The organism is Bacillus sp. CH_48 (genome assembly GCF_038008465.1).
GTDB classification, from domain to species: domain Bacteria; phylum Bacillota; class Bacilli; order Bacillales; family Bacillaceae_G; genus Bacillus_A; species Bacillus_A thuringiensis_S.
On the sequence record NZ_JBBOZF010000001.1, the window covers coordinates 455,070 to 473,912 of the forward strand.

An 18,843-nucleotide genomic window follows, 5' to 3' on the forward strand; every position below is an offset into this window, starting at 1 on the left:
TCTCCTGATATAAACTCCAAATTTAAGTACCTTTATTATATATAGGTGTAATATCACACCTTTCTAAAAATCAAACTTCACGTGCGGCATAACTTTCACCTATTCCTTTACGATAAAACATCATATTAAGGACTTATTCATACCATTATGTGTTACATTGTTAATTTTTTTAATCTATTTATATAAATTTTCCTTTCGATTGAATTAAAACCCTCAGCTCTTCAACAGTAACCAGTGGCTTACGATGAATCATACTATGACAATTAGGGCAAAGCATTGCTAAATCTTCAATTTTAGTCGTTTCATCGTTTTTCATTTCAGATATCGGTTTTCTATGATGTGCCTCTATGAAATTCCTTCCTCTATCACCATAAACTTGTTCAAAGTCCATTCCGCACGCCTCACAATAAAGCCTCCCATGTACTTGGATAAAGCGTTCCTTAGCTTGTTTAACTAATTTATTATTACGTTCTCTATATCTGTGTAATCTAAACTTTTCTTTCCCTTCAGGAAAATCATCTTCTTCATCCACATGTGTATCAAGAGTTATTGTTATAGCTTCTTCACTCAATCGTATTAGAACATCCTTAATAGGATTAAAATTTTCCATTTCTTTTTGTAACAGAGACAGAGCATCAGAAATATTTATTCCTTCAAAGATTCCTTTATGGTCATTCTTTATCCCAATATGATGTAGAATACCCATAGCTTCATAACCTTTGCTCTCCTTCGAATCTAAACCAAGGATATTTTCATCAATCCAGCATTGACTTTTAGCATTGAATAAGTACTCATATACAACAGAATCTCTTATTTCCTCTCCATAAGAACTATACTCTCGGTTTCTTTTAACTGGTTCTAACTTTGAAGTTGAAGTAACTTGAACAGAACCTATTCCTTCATATTCTTCCAAACTTGTAGAAAAAGAAACCTTATAGTATTTCTCATCTATCTTTTTAAAAATCATATACGGTACGTTATCATCAACTTTATTACCCTTTCTAAATTCTTCATATATAATAGGATACTTCATTTGAACATACTCGGTTAGTTTACTAGGCCATAATAATTTTGTCCTAGCTTTTTCTCCCAACCCCTTTCTAATCCTAGCAAGATAGTCTTGTTTCATAAACTCTAGAGTTATTTGAAAATTGCTATTTTCCTTCATTACATCTATCTCAAAAAAAGACCTTATATCAATAGGAATACCTGTTTCATTATTAATAAAAGAGGATTTATCCATTTTTTTCATAGCAATATTATTTGATTTTAAAGCCCATGAATGTTTACTTATTTCTTTTTCTTTTAAAGCTGAATTAACCATACTATTTAGATTCATCATCATTCTCCTGTTCTTGATTATATTTAGAATCAAATAAGTCTTTAAAGTTTAAATAGAAGAGCGAGACTTATCTCAATTCATATACTACCATAATATTATTAATAAGCTACTAACCCAATGATACCAAGGGTTTGAGACATTTTTATAATGTTTTGCTGATACTTCCGAATCCCGATCTAATAAGTATGATATAACGATACACAAGCAAATAACAGGTACATTTTATTTTATTAAAATCAGGTTACAAAAAACGTTACATTTAAATTGCATATCAAGTGCTAATGAAATATTGATTTTATTAAAAACACTCTTAGCTTAGCCCCTTCAGCAAACAATTCTAGAGACTCCATTCTTCTCCTTATAATGAGCAGAGAGTTGAATGTGTACTATCCCGTAAGTCATGTCCGGCTTCGTAGAAACAAAAGTAAAGATAAAAATAGACCTCCCTAAAGAAGTCCATTTTTAATTATATATTGTTATTGACGGTTCAAGTATTTGTTCTTCACTTACTTTTCCTTGATAGCCCTTAGAATTGAACCAGTTGCAATTAACATCGTACCTGCTACAAAAAATGAAGCACTAAGTACAAAGAAACCTGTAAGTACATTTGTATTGATAATATAATTATACGCATCTCCGCCTACGTAGGCATATTTATTTGAATCGGTATATGTTTCAGAATTTTGATATCCTCCGAGTCTATCGAATCCTAAGAAAAGTAATACTGCTGAATGAATGTAAAAGATAATTCCCCAAATTGTCCATTTTTTTGTTTTCACGATAATTCTCCTTTTTGTACCTGTTATTTATTAATTAATTCATTTATACAGTTTAATTGTTTTCTATTAGAATGTAAATCATATTAATCTCGACTTTCTTAGCCTCAACATCTATTCCTAGCTTATCAACTTCTGATGTTAATTGATTCTTATTATAAACAAGGTTTAAAACCTCTTAGAACCCTGTCCTTCTATTGTCAAGTTTCTTTCGCTCAGCATCCATGCCTTCTTTAACCTTTCTCTTTATGTTTGTTAATTCATTCTCTTTATCATCAATTTTCTTTTTCAGCTTCCACACTCTCATATTTCTTTCTCGGACACTCAACATTTCCATACCATGTGTCTGAACCAACCTATACCTATCCTCTCCACTAGTCCTCCTCCGATTGTGAAAATCCCCCCTCTACATCAAACAAGGAATGAGTCTCCTCATTCTCCTTACCGTCTTTATCTTCCACAACAATCTCAGCCAACATCATTTGATTACTTATATCTTGTAGTAATTCATAAACATCACTAGATTCCAAGATATTATCATCGCCTGCATATCTACCACCATATCGAACAGTATTATTAAAAATATCTTCGAACAAACCTCGCTTTTCAGCTTGTTTAAATAAAAAATTTGAAAATCTGTCCCTTAAACCCAATTTCTCACCGCCTTTCAATTAACGAACGTTTCCGGATCCGTTAAAGTAGCTTTGTTCATATTTTAAATTTAACCTTTATTATGCATGGTTAGACAATTATGCATGGACAATTTCCCAAAAAGTATACAGCTAAATATAATATTGTGGAAAACAAGATTAAGATAAGGAGTGATTGTCTTTGTACCGTCAGTATTGTTATAAAGTCCCTTATACCTATGCCCAATGTATGGCGGATTGCACACCTGGAGCTCCAGGTTTCGAATATGAATGTCGGCCTATATGTTGGCAGTATAAAACAAGACCTTGGTATCTACAATGTACAAGACCTACGGCATATACAACTTATGGCATGAACCAAGCTGTACCTTATAATCCACAGCCATCTTATTCTCCCTATTCCTATCCTGAAACGATGTACGTAAATTCGCATAGTACTCATTCCCCTTCAAATGATCCTTGTATGAAAGAATGCGCAAAAGGTGGAAGTAGTCCTTTAGATTGTTGCTATTACTGCGGATGGTGCTAACAGATATTCCTAGAGCCAAAAAGAGCTTTGGGCATCAGGTAGGCATTGTATCATATTAAAAAAACCCATCTTATCTAAGTTGGGTTTCTTATTTCATCCAATGTAACTAATACATATATTGTTGTATTGAGTTTTAAGAGGAAACCGTCTGTTTTAGTTGGCATTCACCCAATTATGCATAGACAATTATTCAAAAATATACAGATGAATAAAATATCGAGAAAAATATGATTAAGATAAGGAGTGATAGACCTTGTATTATCATCCATCTTCACCTTCAAGTCCACAGCAATATTATTATCCCTCTCATCGCTCAATGACTACACCTTATAAGCCACAATCAAATTTATATCATAATAAAGCGACAATGAAGTTATTTACGTTTAAAAGTTTAAACAAGTATAACCCCGTTCTATAATTAGGACGAGTTTATACTTAAAATAATTTAATTTTTGATGTAAGATATTCACTATCCAAAAATATAATAATAAATTCGTTTAAAAATGAATTCTTTGGCTCTTTTATATATTTCTTATTGAGCGTTTATACATTTTCATTGTAACTAACCAGCTAGTAATTGTGATTCCTGCAAAAAGTAATAGCAAATTACTATACAAATGAGTGGACAGATCAGCATTTATAGGTAATAATTTTCGATTTAGCAAATGTATCGATAATAATCCACCTACAATTGCAATACCCATTCCTTCCGATAGAAAGCTTGTGAAATTAAGCAAACTCATTCCAGCACCAGCTTCCTTTTGTTCCAAACTACTTGAAACAATGGTAGAGATAACTGTTTTCGTAAAAGAAAGCCCGGCAAAAACAAACATTACTATAATTGTTATGACCCAAGGCGTTGTTTCTATAAAAAAGGCTGCTACTAAAAAGCTTATAGAAAGAAATGCAACTCCAGTTGTTAATACAAATAGAGAACCTTTCTTATCAACAAGCACTCCCCCAATATAACCGAAAACAATAACACTCATTGCTCCAGGAAAAATAATCCCACTTCCAATTGCGGCAGTACTTAATTGGTAGACATCTCTCATCATGTAAGGAACCATAGAAATAAATCCTGCTACGGTTCCCAATATAAGTCCTCCACAAATGATTCCAATCATAAATGATATATTTTTTCCTAGCGAAGGATTAACAAAAGGATTAGACACTTTCCTAATATGTTTAACAAATATCAAGAAACATATAATGCTAACAACTAGAAAGGAAATTCTATAAGATGTCGTAAACATTATAAAAAATACAATACCGACGGACATATATATTATTCCTTTAACATCAATACTTCCTTTTATTACATCTTCCTGTTTCAATAATTTTGCAAGGAAGGGAACAGTGATAATCGTTACAACAGGCAAAAGCAGTATATAAGACCAATGAGCATATTCGGCAATTACTCCACCAACAGATGGTCCGACACCTTCTCCCATAGCTACAATGGACCCAATAAGCCCAAATGCTTTACCGCTATTTTCTTTTGGAATATAACGCGCAACAACAACCATTACAAGTGCTGGAAATGCAGCTGCGCCAGCTCCCTGTATAAACCGAGCCAGAATAAGTACAGAAAAGAACGAATGTCCAACAAACCCGATAACTGATCCGAAGCAATTTACTATAATTCCAAATAGGAGTAGCTTTTTACTGCCTAACTGATCCGATAACTTTCCATATACAGCTGTTCCTATAGAAAAAGTTAATATGAACGCTGTATTTATCCAGTTTATACTTGCTGGCTCCTTATTAAAATCACTAGCGATATCAGGTAATGAAACATTCAAAACCATTTCGTTTAAAACACTGAAAAAAGAAAGAACACAGAGCCATAATAAAATTTGATTATGGCGTAATATTGAATGTGAATGAGATAAATTCACACTTTACCCTCCAATAATAAGGGTAGACGTAGTTTATAGGGTCATTGATACGCTTTCCCTCTTTAAATGTACCCAATTATATTTATTGCACTTCATAAATAATTCCTCCCCAAAAATGATTTATATATTATATCAAATATATATAATTTAAAATAAAACATATTCTACAATACGTTGTGCATAGATAATAAATTAATCCGACAATCCCGAAATAACATATTTGAGCCTAAAGAAATAAAATTCCTTAAAGAGAAGCAGGTTGAGGTTCTTGAGAGTCAAGCTTATTTTGAAGCTGTGGCAAAGATGATTGAACAAAACAATTTAATTCTTTTAGAACAGATGAAAGCTCTACAGCTAATTCAGAAATAACAAACTTATGATTGATTAATTCTACATATGCTTCCATAAATAATGTATCTTTATTTATACCATTGGCCTCTGTTTTTACAGGGGCTTTTGTTGTGCGTTGATTCATATTTTGAATTTGAATCGTTTCTTTCACATGTATGAATAGATCTTCTAACAAACCTGGTGTAGACTCTAATTCCTGTTTTTCAATTTCTTCTGTAACAGCACTTATAAATTCCCATAGTACTTTTGCACCTAGTAGTTCTGCTAAGCGTTTTTCACGCATTTCAAATCTTTTCATATTCACATTAAACACTTCCCTTATCTAATATTTTCTTAAAAATAACTTATAATTTATTTCGTTTTAGGAAAAAATATAGAAACATAACTTATCACGTTTCTAATTACACAAAACGTGACATTACTCTTCAAAAAAAAGAGTCCAATCAAAATTTAGTACCTTAGCTATATTCTTTGCAACAGGAACACTTGGATTTCTTTCACCACTTTCAATCATTGCATACATACTTCTAGATATTCTTGCCTTATATGCAATATAATCCTGTGTTTTCTCTCTATATTTGCGTTTTTCCAATAACCATAACCTCATTGTTCCCATCCTTTTATTGTCACAAAATGTGTACCTAATAATCACATTACATGAAAATAATTATAAATTCAACATTTTTTACACATTTCGTGTACTTTATTAAATGTTACATATTGTGACGTTATAATTGATATAGAAAACATCTAAAAGGAGGTAGCATATGTTTGGCACAAGACTACTCACTCTTCGAAAAGAACGCAAACTGCGTCAAGAAGACATGGCAAAACAACTAGGGATCGCCCGAACTACATATGCAATGTATGAACAAGGAAATCGTGAACCCGATTATAATACATTGATAAAATTAGCCACTTTCTTTGAAGTATCAATTGATTACCTCCTCGGTACAACTAAAATAAGACAAGTTACAGACATACAAGATCCTGCCCTTTACCAATGGTTTAAAGATATAAGCAATGCGACTCCTCAAAAACGTGAGGAATTAAAAAAGTTTTGGGAGTTTATAATACAAAGAGAAGACTAGATTATTTAAAAGACCTCCACCTTGACAGGGTTTATAGACGGGTTATCAATTATGATATTGAAAAACGTTGATACATGTATAATGTTAAACATAAAAAATTAGCATTAGGTTCCACTCAAATATTGATTGAGACCCAACACTCCGTTTAATCTGTAATTCAGAATACAAGGAGTGTTTTTTATTGTCTTTAGGATACTTTAACGAAAAAGAAAATGTGCGAAAAAGACAACCACATAAGCGAAAAGCTGATAGAATTACAAAGGAAAATGCAGTTGAACGATTATTCGAAAGATTTCTCGAGGTTAAAGTTAAACAAAACCTGCGACCAAAATCTTTAAATCAATTCGTTCTTATGTTCAACAGTATTAAAGCTTTTCATAACGAAAAAAGTACGAAAGCATTTTATCTGTCAGATATAACAACAAACTTTATTTCTGATTGGGTTGGTTGGTTGAAGAACGAATATGTACGTTATGACGGACATGCTTATATGCCCAAAACCTCGCAAACTGTCGGTTCTTGTATTCCACAAGAAACCGAAGCAAACCTGAATGGCAATGTTATATGTTTTTGCATGATGAAAGATTGGACCAAGCCTTAGACGAATATCCAAATGAGAGGTATACCAATGGTGAAAAAACGAGTCGATTTTGAGCGTGTGAAAATGATATTGCTATTCGTGTCTGTAATAATAATGATGTTAATGTTTGCTGTAACCGTGTGGGACGATTTGTTTCATAAAGACGATGAAACGATAAGGCAAGAGCAGGAACGGGAGGAACATCGCCTACAACGTTTAGAAATGATTAAGGATATGGAGTAAAGATGCCCTAATAGGCATCTTTTCCATATTCAGCAAGAAATTTCATAGTATACTAATATTTAGGGATTTATATGATGAAGAAATCAGTATTAGCAGCTGGTTTATCGGTTGTAATGTTAGCGGCTTGCGGCGAAAAAGAAGCGGTTCAAAAAGAGAAGCCAAAAGCACAACAAACAACGGCAAAAACAGAACAACCAAAAGATGAGCAAACACGAATGATGAAAAGTTTTGAACGTAGAACCAAAGAAATTAAAGAGTATTTCGGCGGTACTGTTACAGCGATTGAATTAAAAAAAGAAAACAACTTGTATGTCATATATGTTTTCGTTGACAAAACAGCATTGTCAAATGCAGACGAAGGCCTACGGGAAAATTTCGGCTACAGAACGAGAACAAAGTTAAAAGACGCCGTTGCGCAGAGTGGCTTGCAAGAATACGGCAAAACAACCATAAGATACTTCACATCAGACAATAAAACAGAAATTGAATTTGAATAAGCACTCCTGTAGGAGTGCTTTTTTATTTTAACTTGTTATTTCAAAGGAGGCCCCAATTTGAAGGCTCCCTTCAAATTAAATAAGGGAGTCGTGTTTCACGACACCCTTTTAACTGTGAAAAAATTCACAGCTGAATTTCAAATGAGACGAAATGTCCAAGTTCAATTGTAAATTTTTTTTACAATTGGAGTACCAAATGTGAATTATTTTCACATTTCAACTCGGTAATCTGTTTACCTAGTAACCCAATTACTAGGTTAGAAACACCACTTCCAACCTGTGTTCCTGAAACGCTAGTTAGATAGGTAACGTTTCGTTACCTACCTAATGATAATAGGTGCCTCGCATTTCACGAGGTACCGAACAATTTGTTCGGTACCCAATGATATAAAAGGTATGCCCTAAATTGGGGTAGACCTCATAGGTGCGCTTCAAAACGGAGCCTACCTAATTCACGGTACTCCTTGAAGCTGGGAGTAACCTCCCCCACAGATACTCGGTAAATCACTGAGCATCCAATTAACAAGGAGTGAACGTTTTGCTCCTCCCTTTTTATGTTAATACTTAACAAACATTAAATTACTAAATCATTTTTAATCTTCATTATTTTATTTTGTAATTCTTCTAATTCCGATATTTTATGCTCAAAATTCATTGTTAATAAGAAAGAATCTATACTGTCCCCTTGATATCTCGATAAAAATTTACCATAATCTGATTCAAACATTGATATCAGTGCTTTTGTTTCTAAAAAATATTGGTAACTTTCATGAATAATATAATCATCTGGAATTTTTTCTAATTGATTAAGTCCTTTTTTAATAACTTCGTAGTAAATGGTGAACATTTGATTCTTTTGAAAATAAACCAAATCAGTAGGTGCTATTGCATCTATACCTTTTAAAGATTTTTTTATATCTTCTACAACATGATTATATACATAAGTAGCTTTTAAGAAATTATTACGCTCTTTTCTCTTTTCTTTCAATACATCATAACTTTGATTTTTTCTCATTATTATAAAAGCTACCATTCCAGCAAGAAAAGAGCCAGTTAATGGACCAATTATTACAGTTAAAAAATCTTTCAAAAGCTTTCTCCCCTTAAATATCGAAAATATATTATTATTTTATCAGTACATTTTCTTCCTGTATTTCCCTTCGTATCCAAAAATACCAGTTAACGCCCTCTCAAGAAAATAAACGCCTTGTTCATAAACAATAGCTTGAGTGTTAACATCTAATTGATGCACATTCATTTTTTTATCTGGATGAACAAGATTGTTTCTAAAATCTACGAACATAAATACGCCGTCTTTTTGATACTTCTTAACAATATCTTCATCTAAAAGACGTTCATATATAATTTCTTTTGAAATATTTAATTGATAACAAAAGAGTTTTAAAATATCAGTGGCTCTTAATTTTTTATACCCTTCTTTATCTAACATTTGTTCCTGGTTAACAAGGTAGGTCCATGCTAACTGTTCCAACGCTATTTGGGTAGAAATAATCTTATTCTCAATCATACCATTCCCTTTTATCTCGAGATACCAATTAAGAACAATTTGCAACACATCTTTCCACAATTCTTGTTTTAATTTTGTTGCAACATTTGAAAAAAACTTATTAAATGCATCAACTCCCCCTTTTGGCACCCATCCATAGCTGTCTTGAAAATGCTTCATTGTATTATCTTTAATTACATAATTCTCCCAAACTTTGCTTTCATTTTTAAATCCAATTTGAATTGGAATAGACACACTCTGAGCACTACAAAAAGATAAATACCATTCAAGAATGAACAGGATTTCTTCAATCTCCTCAGTATTAAAGCATGTTTTATCTCTTTTCGAGATAGAACCCACATGAGTTATTTCATTACCTCTATTTTTTCTTAAATTATCGTAATGATTTTCAATATTTTTATCAGGTCTAAACTTAAATTTTATTAACCAATCATCATGTACAAATTCATATTCTGTTTCCTCATAAATCGTTAGCCCAATGTGACCACAATTCATAATAAAAAAAACGACTTCTTCAACTTCTTTATCATCTGTCTTAATACCATTTAAATACATTGTAAAACCTTCAAGAATATCTTCATTATAACTACATTCAGAACCTGAAATATTCATCATATGATTTTTCATTGTCCTAATACCATAGCCATGGGGAAATGAATCCATACCCACTTTCAAGCTCATAGGAATATCTGTAGTTAATAAAATTTTGGGATATGGTGAGTTTTGTAGAATTATTTTACTATAAATAGGAATAAGTTCTTCTTGACTTTGATAAACAATTTCCCCTTCATAAATGTTAAATAACTTTTCATTTAATACATCAACATAAAATTTATCTTTCACGGTATGTTACTCCTCCTAACATATTAAACCTTTTCTTCCCTTACTCTTTCATTTGATTATATCAATTTAAAATTCCAATGTAATGTAATTAATTCATTATTTAACTACATACACAGTGCAATGACAATTTCACGAGTAAATCTTCATGTAATGTTTTACACTATTCCACACAACAAAACCACGCCCAGTGACAAGCGTGGTTTTGTTTACTTGTATTTAATTTTCATCGTTGGTTGTTCATCGCCTTTTCCATACGTCCATTCAATTCGTTCAATGTCACAACTTTTCAAAGAAGTTTCTCCTGTCATCTGTATATCTTTTCAATATAATACTAGTACACATGTATTGGAGGAATGAACATGATAGCTAAAAAGAAACACAACCTATATTCTACATGGAAAAATATGATGGCTTGATGTTATGTCAAAAGTCATCCAAATTATAAATATTACGGTGCTAAAGGAGTGACAGTCTCCGAACAATGGCATAGCTTCGATAATTTTATATATGATATTGATAACATTATGCCAAACGGTCATTTATTATATAATTCTGATTATCAATTAGACAAGGATAAAAAAGGTGAAATGCTATATTCACTTGAGAATTGCAGTATTATATCTACTGAAGAAAATAAAGAAATAGCATATAAAAAACAACAACGAAGCATTGTAGCAACTAGTAAAACTGGAGAAATTTCTTTTCATTCAGTCTCAGAGGCGAGTCAAGCTCTCAATATTAAACGTCCCACTCTTATCAATTATTTAAAAAATGGGAAGCCACATCCTACAGGCTTTCACTTTAAATATTACAATTAAAAACTGTTGTAAGGTTTCAATCATTTCTGTATAATTGATTTAACAGAATTTTCGGAGATGTTGATACATCAACGTTAGTTGGGACCCCGTAGCTCAGCAGGGAGAGCGCCACCTTGACAGAGTGGGGGCCTCTGGTTTGAGTCTAGTCGGGATCATAGTTGTAGAAACCGTGTCAAATTAACGTTTGATGCGGTTTTTATTTGCTTGCTTTTATACTCTAAAAAGCCAGTGATCACATTCCCTACAAAATCTCTTCTATTTTGTTAACTGCATCTTCTTGCATCGTTGATAATACATGCAAATAAGTGTCTAATGTGATTTTAATATTACTATGTCCTAACCGTTCGGAAATTACCTTCACATTCACAGCTTTAGCCAATAATAGAGTTTCATGTGTATGAGGTAAACCATGAAAAAGAATCTTTGACACAGATGCTTTCTGAATCAAAGTGTTTAAACTTCGTCGAACATTAGCACAGGATTAATTGCTGTTCCAGAAAGAGTACACATCACCAAGTCATTGTCTTGTTATTCTTTATCTTGACTCAACTTCTCTTTCAATACGACCGTTCTATGTTCCTTTAGTTTTGCTATTGTCGATGCGGGTAGTAGTATCTTTCTTAAACTTGATTTCGTCTTTCCTCCAAGCAAGAACGTCTTCCAATCATGGCTTAACGTTTGGCTAATAGTTAAATGTCCCTTTTCTAAATCAACATCTTCCCACCAAAGCTCTAGTAATTCACCTTGCCACATTCCAGTTACAAGAGCCATATGAAAGACCATAGAATACCCGCTATTCTGCGCAACTTTCTAGAACAATTGGACTTCCTGCTCGTTCCATATGGTTAACTCTTCCTTATCGGCTTTAGGAAACTTTGTTTTTGCTGCAACATTTTTAGTAATTAACTCTAATTCTATTGAATGTTCAAGAGAGTTCCTAATCATTTTGATTTCCTTCTCAATTGTTCCTCGCTTTAACCCCTCTTCTCGTAATGAATTGACGTAGTTTTGCATATACAATGATGTTAGCTTAGCTAATTTGATTTCCCCTAATGAAGGAATGAAACGACTATTTTCAATACCTTCGATGTTTGGATACCTACACTGTGCTTTTTGGTATTGAACCCACTTTCCAGAAATTCAACATAGAGAAGCTTGCTAGGTTCTACATATGCTCCAGTATGAACTTCTGAAAATAGCTTTGTTAAATCTTTTTCTGCTTCTTTTTTAGTAGTGAATCCCCTTTTCTTCTTTTGCTTTCTTTTACCTATTAGTGGATCAATAACAATATCTACAATATAAAAATATTTTCCCATTTTTTATCTTTTTTGACGCTTCCCTTCATTATTAAGTGGCTCCCTGGAGTCTTTAACTTTGCTGTTTATGGAAATTTCATCACAATGAATAATCTAATTATTATATTTTACTAACCACTCTTTCTGTCACCTCTCTTATATTACTTGTAAAATTTTGTTATATAAATTAAAAACTTTTCTATTAGAAGTAAAGTTTCTAAATATCCCTAGTTCTGCTCTCATAATTTTCTGTTCCATAAAAAAGAAGATACTTCACTTAAAGTACCCTCTTCTAAATTATACACCTTATAATTAACCTATGATAAACCATCAGTGGCATAAAAAGCTGCTAAAGAAGTCAATGTCATACGGTTTATTTTAATACTATCACTATCATAAACGAAAACTTCAAACCTGTCTGTATGCCTATTCTTTCTTATTTCGCCTAATGCTGCAAATGGTACTTTTGTGTATTCGTTCAAATATCTTTGAATATGATGAAAATATCCTATTGCATCGGGACTGTTTGCTGTAAAGACTTCTTCAAATTTAAAATCTACTAAAACATTTTCATGCTCAATTGTTATTGTCGCTTGTTTTTCAACATAACTCAACGATTTAAGAAAACCATAAACTGTTTTTGTTTTTCCAATATCAGTATCTTTTACTCTATCAGCCATCTTACTACTTCCAAGCCTTGGCTTTACAGTATCATCAATTTTTGGAGAAGTTCTCGCATCACTTAAATCAAAAACAATCTTGGTGTCTGGTTTAGGTGAGCCATTTGTAACTTTTTCTTTTTTTGAATCACTTCTTCTTGCTTCTCTTTTTTTTCTTTTTTCTTCCTCCGTCATCGATAGTAACTCGAATGCTCTGTCGAGTGAATCACTTTTTTGTTTTCTAGTTAAAATCCCAAAAACTTCTCCTTCTTTATATCTTCCTGCTTTACCTTTCTCTTCCTTTGTATGATAGTCACATTGAGAAGAATGCTTTTCCAATCTCCAGTTTCTAAAATACCCACGATTTTGTAAACTATCATATACAAAACTCATTTTTGCATTGCATCCTTCATATGCACAAAACAAAAAGCCCCTATACTTACTTTCATACTCTTGAGTTGTCATTGAATCCACATTAATAGTAAATTCTTCTGATTCTGTCCTATAAATTACTTCGTCAACACTTGCCATTATGCTCACCTCTCTCAATATTAAAGAAGTTATAAAAACTCCCACTTAACATTTTTATATTTTAAAATTCGTATATTACTATTTTATAACCAGAAAAAATAATTGTCAAAATTAATAAAATTATCATTAAAACGATAAAATAATATTTATTAAACACTCAAAGCACAAAACAATTTATGAATTGCTCTTATATAAATAATTTTCCCATGTAAAATGTTAAAGATTAAAATTCTATTAATATCTTAAGCCAAAAAGGATAGCCTTGTAGTGACTACCCTTTTACTTAAATATCGATCTCTTATTAAATTTTTTTTACATTTCAACCCAAAACTGTATTTACTCTCATCAAGCTTTTTTAGTAAACCTTCTTGATTCTATTTCTATCCTGCTCATTTTTCCCGCTGATATCATTTCAATAAATTGAAAAACAGATTTCGCGCACCCCTAATACATTCCATATTACAGTAGAAATATAAGGGTATATCCCTATGTCTATTGAGCTATTTGACTAATATCGTTGAATTTAATCTAAAGTATACAAAACTAAAATTTGCTGGGCTATTTTTTTACCATACTCTACATCCTCCGATAAATACCTTCCTTCTAGTAGAATAACAAAAACATCAAGTATGGCAAACAAGATAGCTTTTTCAACTAATAAAAATTTGAACTTGGTAATCCCCATGTATTTCCAAACACTTAGGTTTTCATTACCTTTATTTCTAAAAAAGAATAAAGAAGTTTTTTTATAATCAAAAAACCATTTTGAAAAATTGATCAAAATGGTTTTCTTCATGTAATTTACAATAAAAATTTTATATTAATTTCTTCTAAAAATCCCTCTAATACTTTTCTGTTAAATTCACAAAAATATAATGATACTTTTAAATTTTATCAGATATAAAATAGACTTTACTAAAATATAAAAATTTTATATCTTGTATTAAGTTAATGAGCCATTCGCTATTTCTCTTAATTTATAATGTCTATCTCTTTTTAATATAGCAAGTATAGCTTTATATTTCTCATTCTCTATATTTTTTGATGCTGCTGCAATGACCGAACTTCGAACATATGAATTGCTATCTTGAATTAAATCCAACACCCTATTTACAACTATACTGTTCCACCCATCTGCTTCATGATTTACTTCAATCAATGTATAAATTGCATCTCCTCTAATTTTATACCAATTATCAAACGTTTTTGAATATAAATACTGACTGATTTCATTTTTGTAATTGCCACCATAATTACTTGAAATTGCTTTAACTAATGATAAAGTATTTTCCCTTACATCAACAAAAGAATGAGTACCATACTCTACACACTTTGCAAGAACTTCATTTATATTTGTAGATGATATTTTTAACATTATTACTAATTCAAGTAATTTTAATTCCAAATTCTCTTTACCACATTTATCAAATAAGTCATCACTTCTACCTACTAATACATCTTTCTTTCTGTCAGTTAAAACCGGTTTTAGATCTTTTGTTATAAAGTATATAATTCTTTCATCATGCTTTACTAATCTAATCATACTTTCCAAACATTCTCGTTTATTTGAAGTAGATTGATATGGATTCAATAATACCTCTTTATATAATGGCATAATTTCTTCAAATTTTGTGTAGTAATCTGTCACATTTGCACTTATTAGGTGGTTTACTAATAAATGATAGATAGAAAATCCACCCAAACTCATCCCACTACCTTCAGTCATTCCTTCATTGTTTTCTTTTATTTTTTGCAATATATCTTCATATATTGTATTAATTAATACGGATGGACATTTTTGCATACTAAAATAATTACTTATCTCCAATTTCTTAGTAGATAACCATTCTACAATCATCTCTTCTTCAATTTCTTTAATACTATTCGGATGTGCAGTCTTAATACGAGATAACAAATAATAAACTTTTGATTCTGATATTGCTTTTCTTCTAGTTTTATAAATAATTAATGCCGATTCCTTACAATTATCTAACCCCACTTTTTCCCATTCAATTCGCATTAACAGTTTAATTATTTCTTCATATACAAGTAATTGTACAGCTTCGCTTTCTAGCATCTCTAAAAATTTCCCTAGTATTTCTTCATTGTTAATCCTATTAATAATATCTTTATATGCACTTATTGCACTTCTTTTTACATCCCCACTCTCAACTATTGAAAATTCATACTCTATGCAATTATTTAGAAACAACTCAACCTCTTGTATTTCATCTTCATAAAAATAAGGACCTAGTTTCTCTATAATTGTACATTTCATTATAAGATTTCCTGCACTATCCTTATTTAAAAATGATAAATTTATCAAATCACTAGGAATATCTATTAGCTCCTTATACAAATATCCCCATTCGGAATCTAGAATTTTTTTTACCATCTTCATCTTATTTTCAATCATAAATAACTTTAAAGAATGATACAATAATATTGATTCTTCGTAAATTTTCCCATAATTGTAAAGAATATATGCTAATCTTTCTCTTATGATATGAATAAAAGTATAAGAGCCATTACAAATTGCATCTTCAAAAGCTTTTGTAATCTTTTCTAACGAAGTTCTAAGATTACCACCAAATCTTACAGTTGTAGGTGTATCTGTGTGTACATTAAAATTTTCTTTTATTACTTCAAAAGAGGCACCTTCCAATAGCCAATCTAAATTAGGACGATAGTTCCATTTAGCCATTGCTTCCAAATCTTTTTGCCTTTGACCTTTATAAATAAATCTACCTTCTTTTCTATTCATCTCTATCTCTAAGTTACGTAAATCTAATATAATATCTCTTCTAACCCACTTTTCTATTCTACTAGACTTAGCTGCAGTTAAAGCTTGTAAAAGAAGGTGCTCAGCTTCCTCTAACTCATTATTAAAAATTTTAAGTATTGCTTTCCATCTAATCTCGACAATATCTTTAATTTTCAAAGGTAAAAATTTTATTAACTCCTCATATTTAAGATCCATCGAACCCTTAATAAGCGACAAAATCATGTTAGATATTAATTGTTCCTTATCCTTCTTATGATCGTTTTCAAAAATATGTGTCTCATTATTATAAAAAATATACTCCTCAATGATATTTAATCTTTCATTTCTATTATTATATTCAGACATTCTTTCACCACCTCTAATTACTATTTAATATCCTTTTGGTTTGGATAACCTATCTAGTTGGTTATATAAATTTATATTTTCTTCATATAGTCTTACGTATTTCACAACTAAATCCTCAAGAAGTGTAGCCTCTATCTTATCAATTAGATCTCTATTATCTTTAAATTGTGTGCTTGTCACATATGTATTTACTTCTCGATCAATAAATTCTCTTAATTCTTTTGTTTTTCTTCCTGTATGTATGAAAGCGAAAATTCTCCTTTTACTTCTCGTAGCTGCATAAAACTCATGTATAACACCTTCCCTTAAATCACTTTGGAGAATTAGTATTATTATATCAGCATTTTTAACTTCTTCTATATAACGTGCCCGTATAGATTGATTACTACTTAAATTCTCTATTGCAAACAAGTCATATAAAGGCATTCTCTCCAAAAAGGAAATTATCCCATTTCTTTGATCTTGAAATCTTTCATCTTTCATAGATGAACTAAGAAACACTTTTATTTTATTCGATGTAATGGAATATTTATATTGCAATCAGCTCACCCCCTAATTTTCACAAAAAAAATTATTGATTATTCATTTATTTTCTTAATGAGGCTCTTTAATTTAAACAATAATTTACTATAACCCGAAATAGAATTACCTCCCAAAAGAAGTATAAACTGACTTGTTATATAACAAATACAGTATATAGAGGTTGATTATTTAAATGATATTCATTTATAGCTTTATACATTATTTTCTCTTTAAATAATGTATATTGTTTGTACCTCCCCAGTTTCAATTTTTTCTTGAAGAACCTTGGGCCACAAATCCCTCAAATAAAACAGAATAGATCCATTTATTAGATCCGTTTCATTTACATAGCAAACAATATAGGAAGAGAACATTTTTTATTGCGTATAAAATTTCTTACGACATAAAATCATCATCTAACTTTGTAGATTTTCCTAATAATAAAAATTTTTCACTATTATTCATTCGTTTACACAAGCTAGATTTAATTAAGTTACCCATACTACTCTCTCGCCATGAAACAACTTTCTCATGAGAATTAACAAAATTCCACTCTTTACCTTTCATATAATCCTATTCCTCTGAAATATTGTAATATTATAAATCAAATTTAACTTGATTTTTTAGGACCTCCGCTGCAAAGGCAATATAAGTTCCATTTCTATAAGCCATGCTATTTCCCCCCTAATAACAAAGTTTTTTAAGAGTATTCTTCAATTCAATCATATTAATATATTCAAGATCAGTATTATGAATAACAATTACAAGTTCATCAGTTATATATTTTTCTTTAGAAGAAAATACGAACGATAAAACTATCAACTTGATTAATATATCTTTCCTTGCAGAAGGGATTCTTGCTAGACCTGATCCAATAATCCCCATTGACACCTTATTCCCTTGACCTTTCACTCTAATCTCCTGCCATAAAGAATTTAAGCTATGCCAGAGATTATCTAATGACGATTGAGCCATTAAATCATTTCCCATATAACTATAAGCAGATAGAAAATATTTTGCGTTTTCATTTCCTATCGTTACAGTTGTTCCAATTGGATATCTATACCGTTTCCCTTTATTTTTATTTTCATCGTATTCAGGTTCAGTTTCGAGCTTTTTTAATTCATTTTCTATTAATCTATCTAATTGCTCTTGATCAGAATTATAGATTTGATTTAAGAATTGTCCTTGAATACTCCTCCCTTTAATAATATCTCCTATCTCAGTATCAAAAACATCATTCATTCCAATTACTAGGTGCCCTGGTTCTTTTATTAAATCCCCTATCTTTATTGTTACTTTTGTATTAGGAGAAGTTAATTTATATGTAAAGCCTATAGTCGGAAAATTAATTATTATGGATGTAATTAACGCGATGGTTAATTGTAGTCCCATGCCTAGGAGACCTAATGGAACTTGGTTCGGAAAATAACTCACTAATGGTTTTAGAATTACTGTAATCCCCCCAAATATCGTTAAAAACATTGTTAAAACTTTCAAAAAAAATTCTTTTGATGCAATACTATACCAGATACCTTTTAACATTTCTTTTTCACATCT

The 18,843-nt window shown here is 31.0% G+C and carries 19 protein-coding genes and 2 pseudogenes; 5 read left to right on the plus strand and 16 right to left on the minus strand.

Features of this window, described 5'->3' with window-relative positions; translation table 11 throughout:
* Positions 1–178: 178 nt before the first annotated feature.
* The 7 genes and pseudogenes from N2V92_RS01975 to N2V92_RS02000 form a co-directional block, all read right to left on the minus strand.
* Complete coding sequence (locus N2V92_RS01975; RefSeq protein ID WP_098298030.1) at positions 179–1,339, minus strand: HNH endonuclease; 1,161 nt, start codon at positions 1,337–1,339, stop codon at positions 179–181.
* 509 nt (positions 1,340–1,848) lie between these two features.
* A complete protein-coding gene (locus tag N2V92_RS01980; protein WP_000850455.1) occupies positions 1,849–2,121 on the minus strand; it encodes a hypothetical protein in 273 nt (90 codons plus the stop codon).
* Between the two features lie 413 nt (positions 2,122–2,534).
* A pseudogene (locus N2V92_RS01985) lies at positions 2,535–2,771 on the minus strand (phage portal protein); the annotation flags it as partial.
* 1,047 nt (positions 2,772–3,818) lie between these two features.
* On the minus strand, positions 3,819–5,195 hold the full coding sequence (gene tet / locus N2V92_RS01990; RefSeq protein WP_170264843.1) for a Tet(L)/Tet(K)/Tet(45) family tetracycline efflux MFS transporter: 1,377 nt from the start codon (positions 5,193–5,195) through the stop codon (positions 3,819–3,821).
* Between the two features lie 33 nt (positions 5,196–5,228).
* The gene (locus N2V92_RS29955) at positions 5,229–5,291 is read right to left on the minus strand and encodes a tetracycline resistance efflux system leader peptide (RefSeq protein ID WP_106081929.1); all 63 of its coding nucleotides are present in this window, start codon (positions 5,289–5,291) and stop codon (positions 5,229–5,231) included.
* Positions 5,292–5,439: 148 nt separating this feature from the next.
* Positions 5,440–5,850 (minus strand): hypothetical protein, encoded by a 411-nt coding sequence (locus N2V92_RS01995; RefSeq protein ID WP_170264844.1) that lies wholly within the window; start codon positions 5,848–5,850, stop codon positions 5,440–5,442.
* 114 nt (positions 5,851–5,964) lie between these two features.
* Positions 5,965–6,153 carry a helix-turn-helix transcriptional regulator gene (locus tag N2V92_RS02000; protein ID WP_001241908.1) on the minus strand — a complete coding sequence of 63 codons (189 nt, stop codon included), beginning with the start codon at positions 6,151–6,153 and terminating at the stop codon, positions 5,965–5,967.
* A gap of 160 nt (positions 6,154–6,313) precedes the next feature.
* On the opposite strand from N2V92_RS02000, the gene N2V92_RS02005 reads away from it, so the two are divergent.
* The 4 genes from N2V92_RS02005 (at position 6,314) to N2V92_RS02020 (ending at position 7,957) form a co-directional block, all read left to right on the plus strand.
* Complete coding sequence (locus N2V92_RS02005) at positions 6,314–6,637, plus strand: helix-turn-helix domain-containing protein (RefSeq protein WP_170264845.1); 324 nt, start codon at positions 6,314–6,316, stop codon at positions 6,635–6,637.
* Positions 6,638–6,818: 181 nt separating this feature from the next.
* A complete protein-coding gene (locus N2V92_RS02010) occupies positions 6,819–7,238 on the plus strand; it encodes a hypothetical protein (RefSeq protein WP_242278462.1) in 420 nt (139 codons plus the stop codon).
* A 27-nt stretch (positions 7,239–7,265) separates the two neighbouring features.
* Positions 7,266–7,460 carry a hypothetical protein gene (locus N2V92_RS02015; RefSeq protein WP_170264846.1) on the plus strand — a complete coding sequence of 65 codons (195 nt, stop codon included), beginning with the start codon at positions 7,266–7,268 and terminating at the stop codon, positions 7,458–7,460.
* Between the two features lie 71 nt (positions 7,461–7,531).
* Complete coding sequence (locus N2V92_RS02020) at positions 7,532–7,957, plus strand: hypothetical protein (protein WP_170264847.1); 426 nt, start codon at positions 7,532–7,534, stop codon at positions 7,955–7,957.
* A 574-nt stretch (positions 7,958–8,531) separates the two neighbouring features.
* On the opposite strand, the gene N2V92_RS02025 is transcribed toward N2V92_RS02020, so the two are convergent.
* Positions 8,532–9,047, minus strand: a complete 516-nt coding sequence (locus N2V92_RS02025; RefSeq protein ID WP_170264848.1) for a hypothetical protein — start codon at positions 9,045–9,047, stop codon at positions 8,532–8,534.
* Positions 9,048–9,089: 42 nt separating this feature from the next.
* Positions 9,090–10,328: a hypothetical protein gene (locus N2V92_RS02030; RefSeq protein WP_170264849.1), complete on the minus strand. Its 1,239-nt coding sequence runs from the start codon at positions 10,326–10,328 to the stop codon at positions 9,090–9,092.
* Between the two features lie 464 nt (positions 10,329–10,792).
* Between N2V92_RS02030 and N2V92_RS02035 the strand changes: the two genes are divergently transcribed.
* Positions 10,793–11,146: an NUMOD1 domain-containing DNA-binding protein gene (locus tag N2V92_RS02035; RefSeq protein WP_242278464.1), complete on the plus strand. Its 354-nt coding sequence runs from the start codon at positions 10,793–10,795 to the stop codon at positions 11,144–11,146.
* A gap of 241 nt (positions 11,147–11,387) precedes the next feature.
* On the opposite strand, the pseudogene N2V92_RS02040 reads toward N2V92_RS02035, so the two are convergent.
* The 7 genes and pseudogenes from N2V92_RS02040 to N2V92_RS02070 form a co-directional block, all read right to left on the minus strand.
* Positions 11,388–12,491, minus strand: a pseudogene (locus N2V92_RS02040) (tyrosine-type recombinase/integrase).
* 267 nt (positions 12,492–12,758) lie between these two features.
* Positions 12,759–13,631: a hypothetical protein gene (locus N2V92_RS02045; RefSeq protein ID WP_170264850.1), complete on the minus strand. Its 873-nt coding sequence runs from the start codon at positions 13,629–13,631 to the stop codon at positions 12,759–12,761.
* Positions 13,632–14,154: 523 nt separating this feature from the next.
* Positions 14,155–14,412 (minus strand): hypothetical protein, encoded by a 258-nt coding sequence (locus N2V92_RS02050; RefSeq protein ID WP_170264851.1) that lies wholly within the window; start codon positions 14,410–14,412, stop codon positions 14,155–14,157.
* 162 nt (positions 14,413–14,574) lie between these two features.
* The gene (locus N2V92_RS02055) at positions 14,575–16,761 is read right to left on the minus strand and encodes a HEAT repeat domain-containing protein (RefSeq protein ID WP_170264852.1); all 2,187 of its coding nucleotides are present in this window, start codon (positions 16,759–16,761) and stop codon (positions 14,575–14,577) included.
* 24 nt (positions 16,762–16,785) lie between these two features.
* Positions 16,786–17,301 (minus strand): DUF4062 domain-containing protein, encoded by a 516-nt coding sequence (locus tag N2V92_RS02060; RefSeq protein WP_170264853.1) that lies wholly within the window; start codon positions 17,299–17,301, stop codon positions 16,786–16,788.
* 378 nt (positions 17,302–17,679) lie between these two features.
* Positions 17,680–17,850 carry a hypothetical protein gene (locus tag N2V92_RS02065; protein ID WP_170264854.1) on the minus strand — a complete coding sequence of 57 codons (171 nt, stop codon included), beginning with the start codon at positions 17,848–17,850 and terminating at the stop codon, positions 17,680–17,682.
* Between the two features lie 117 nt (positions 17,851–17,967).
* Positions 17,968–18,828, minus strand: a complete 861-nt coding sequence (locus N2V92_RS02070) for a macro domain-containing protein (protein ID WP_170264855.1) — start codon at positions 18,826–18,828, stop codon at positions 17,968–17,970.
* Positions 18,829–18,843 lie beyond the last annotated feature (15 nt).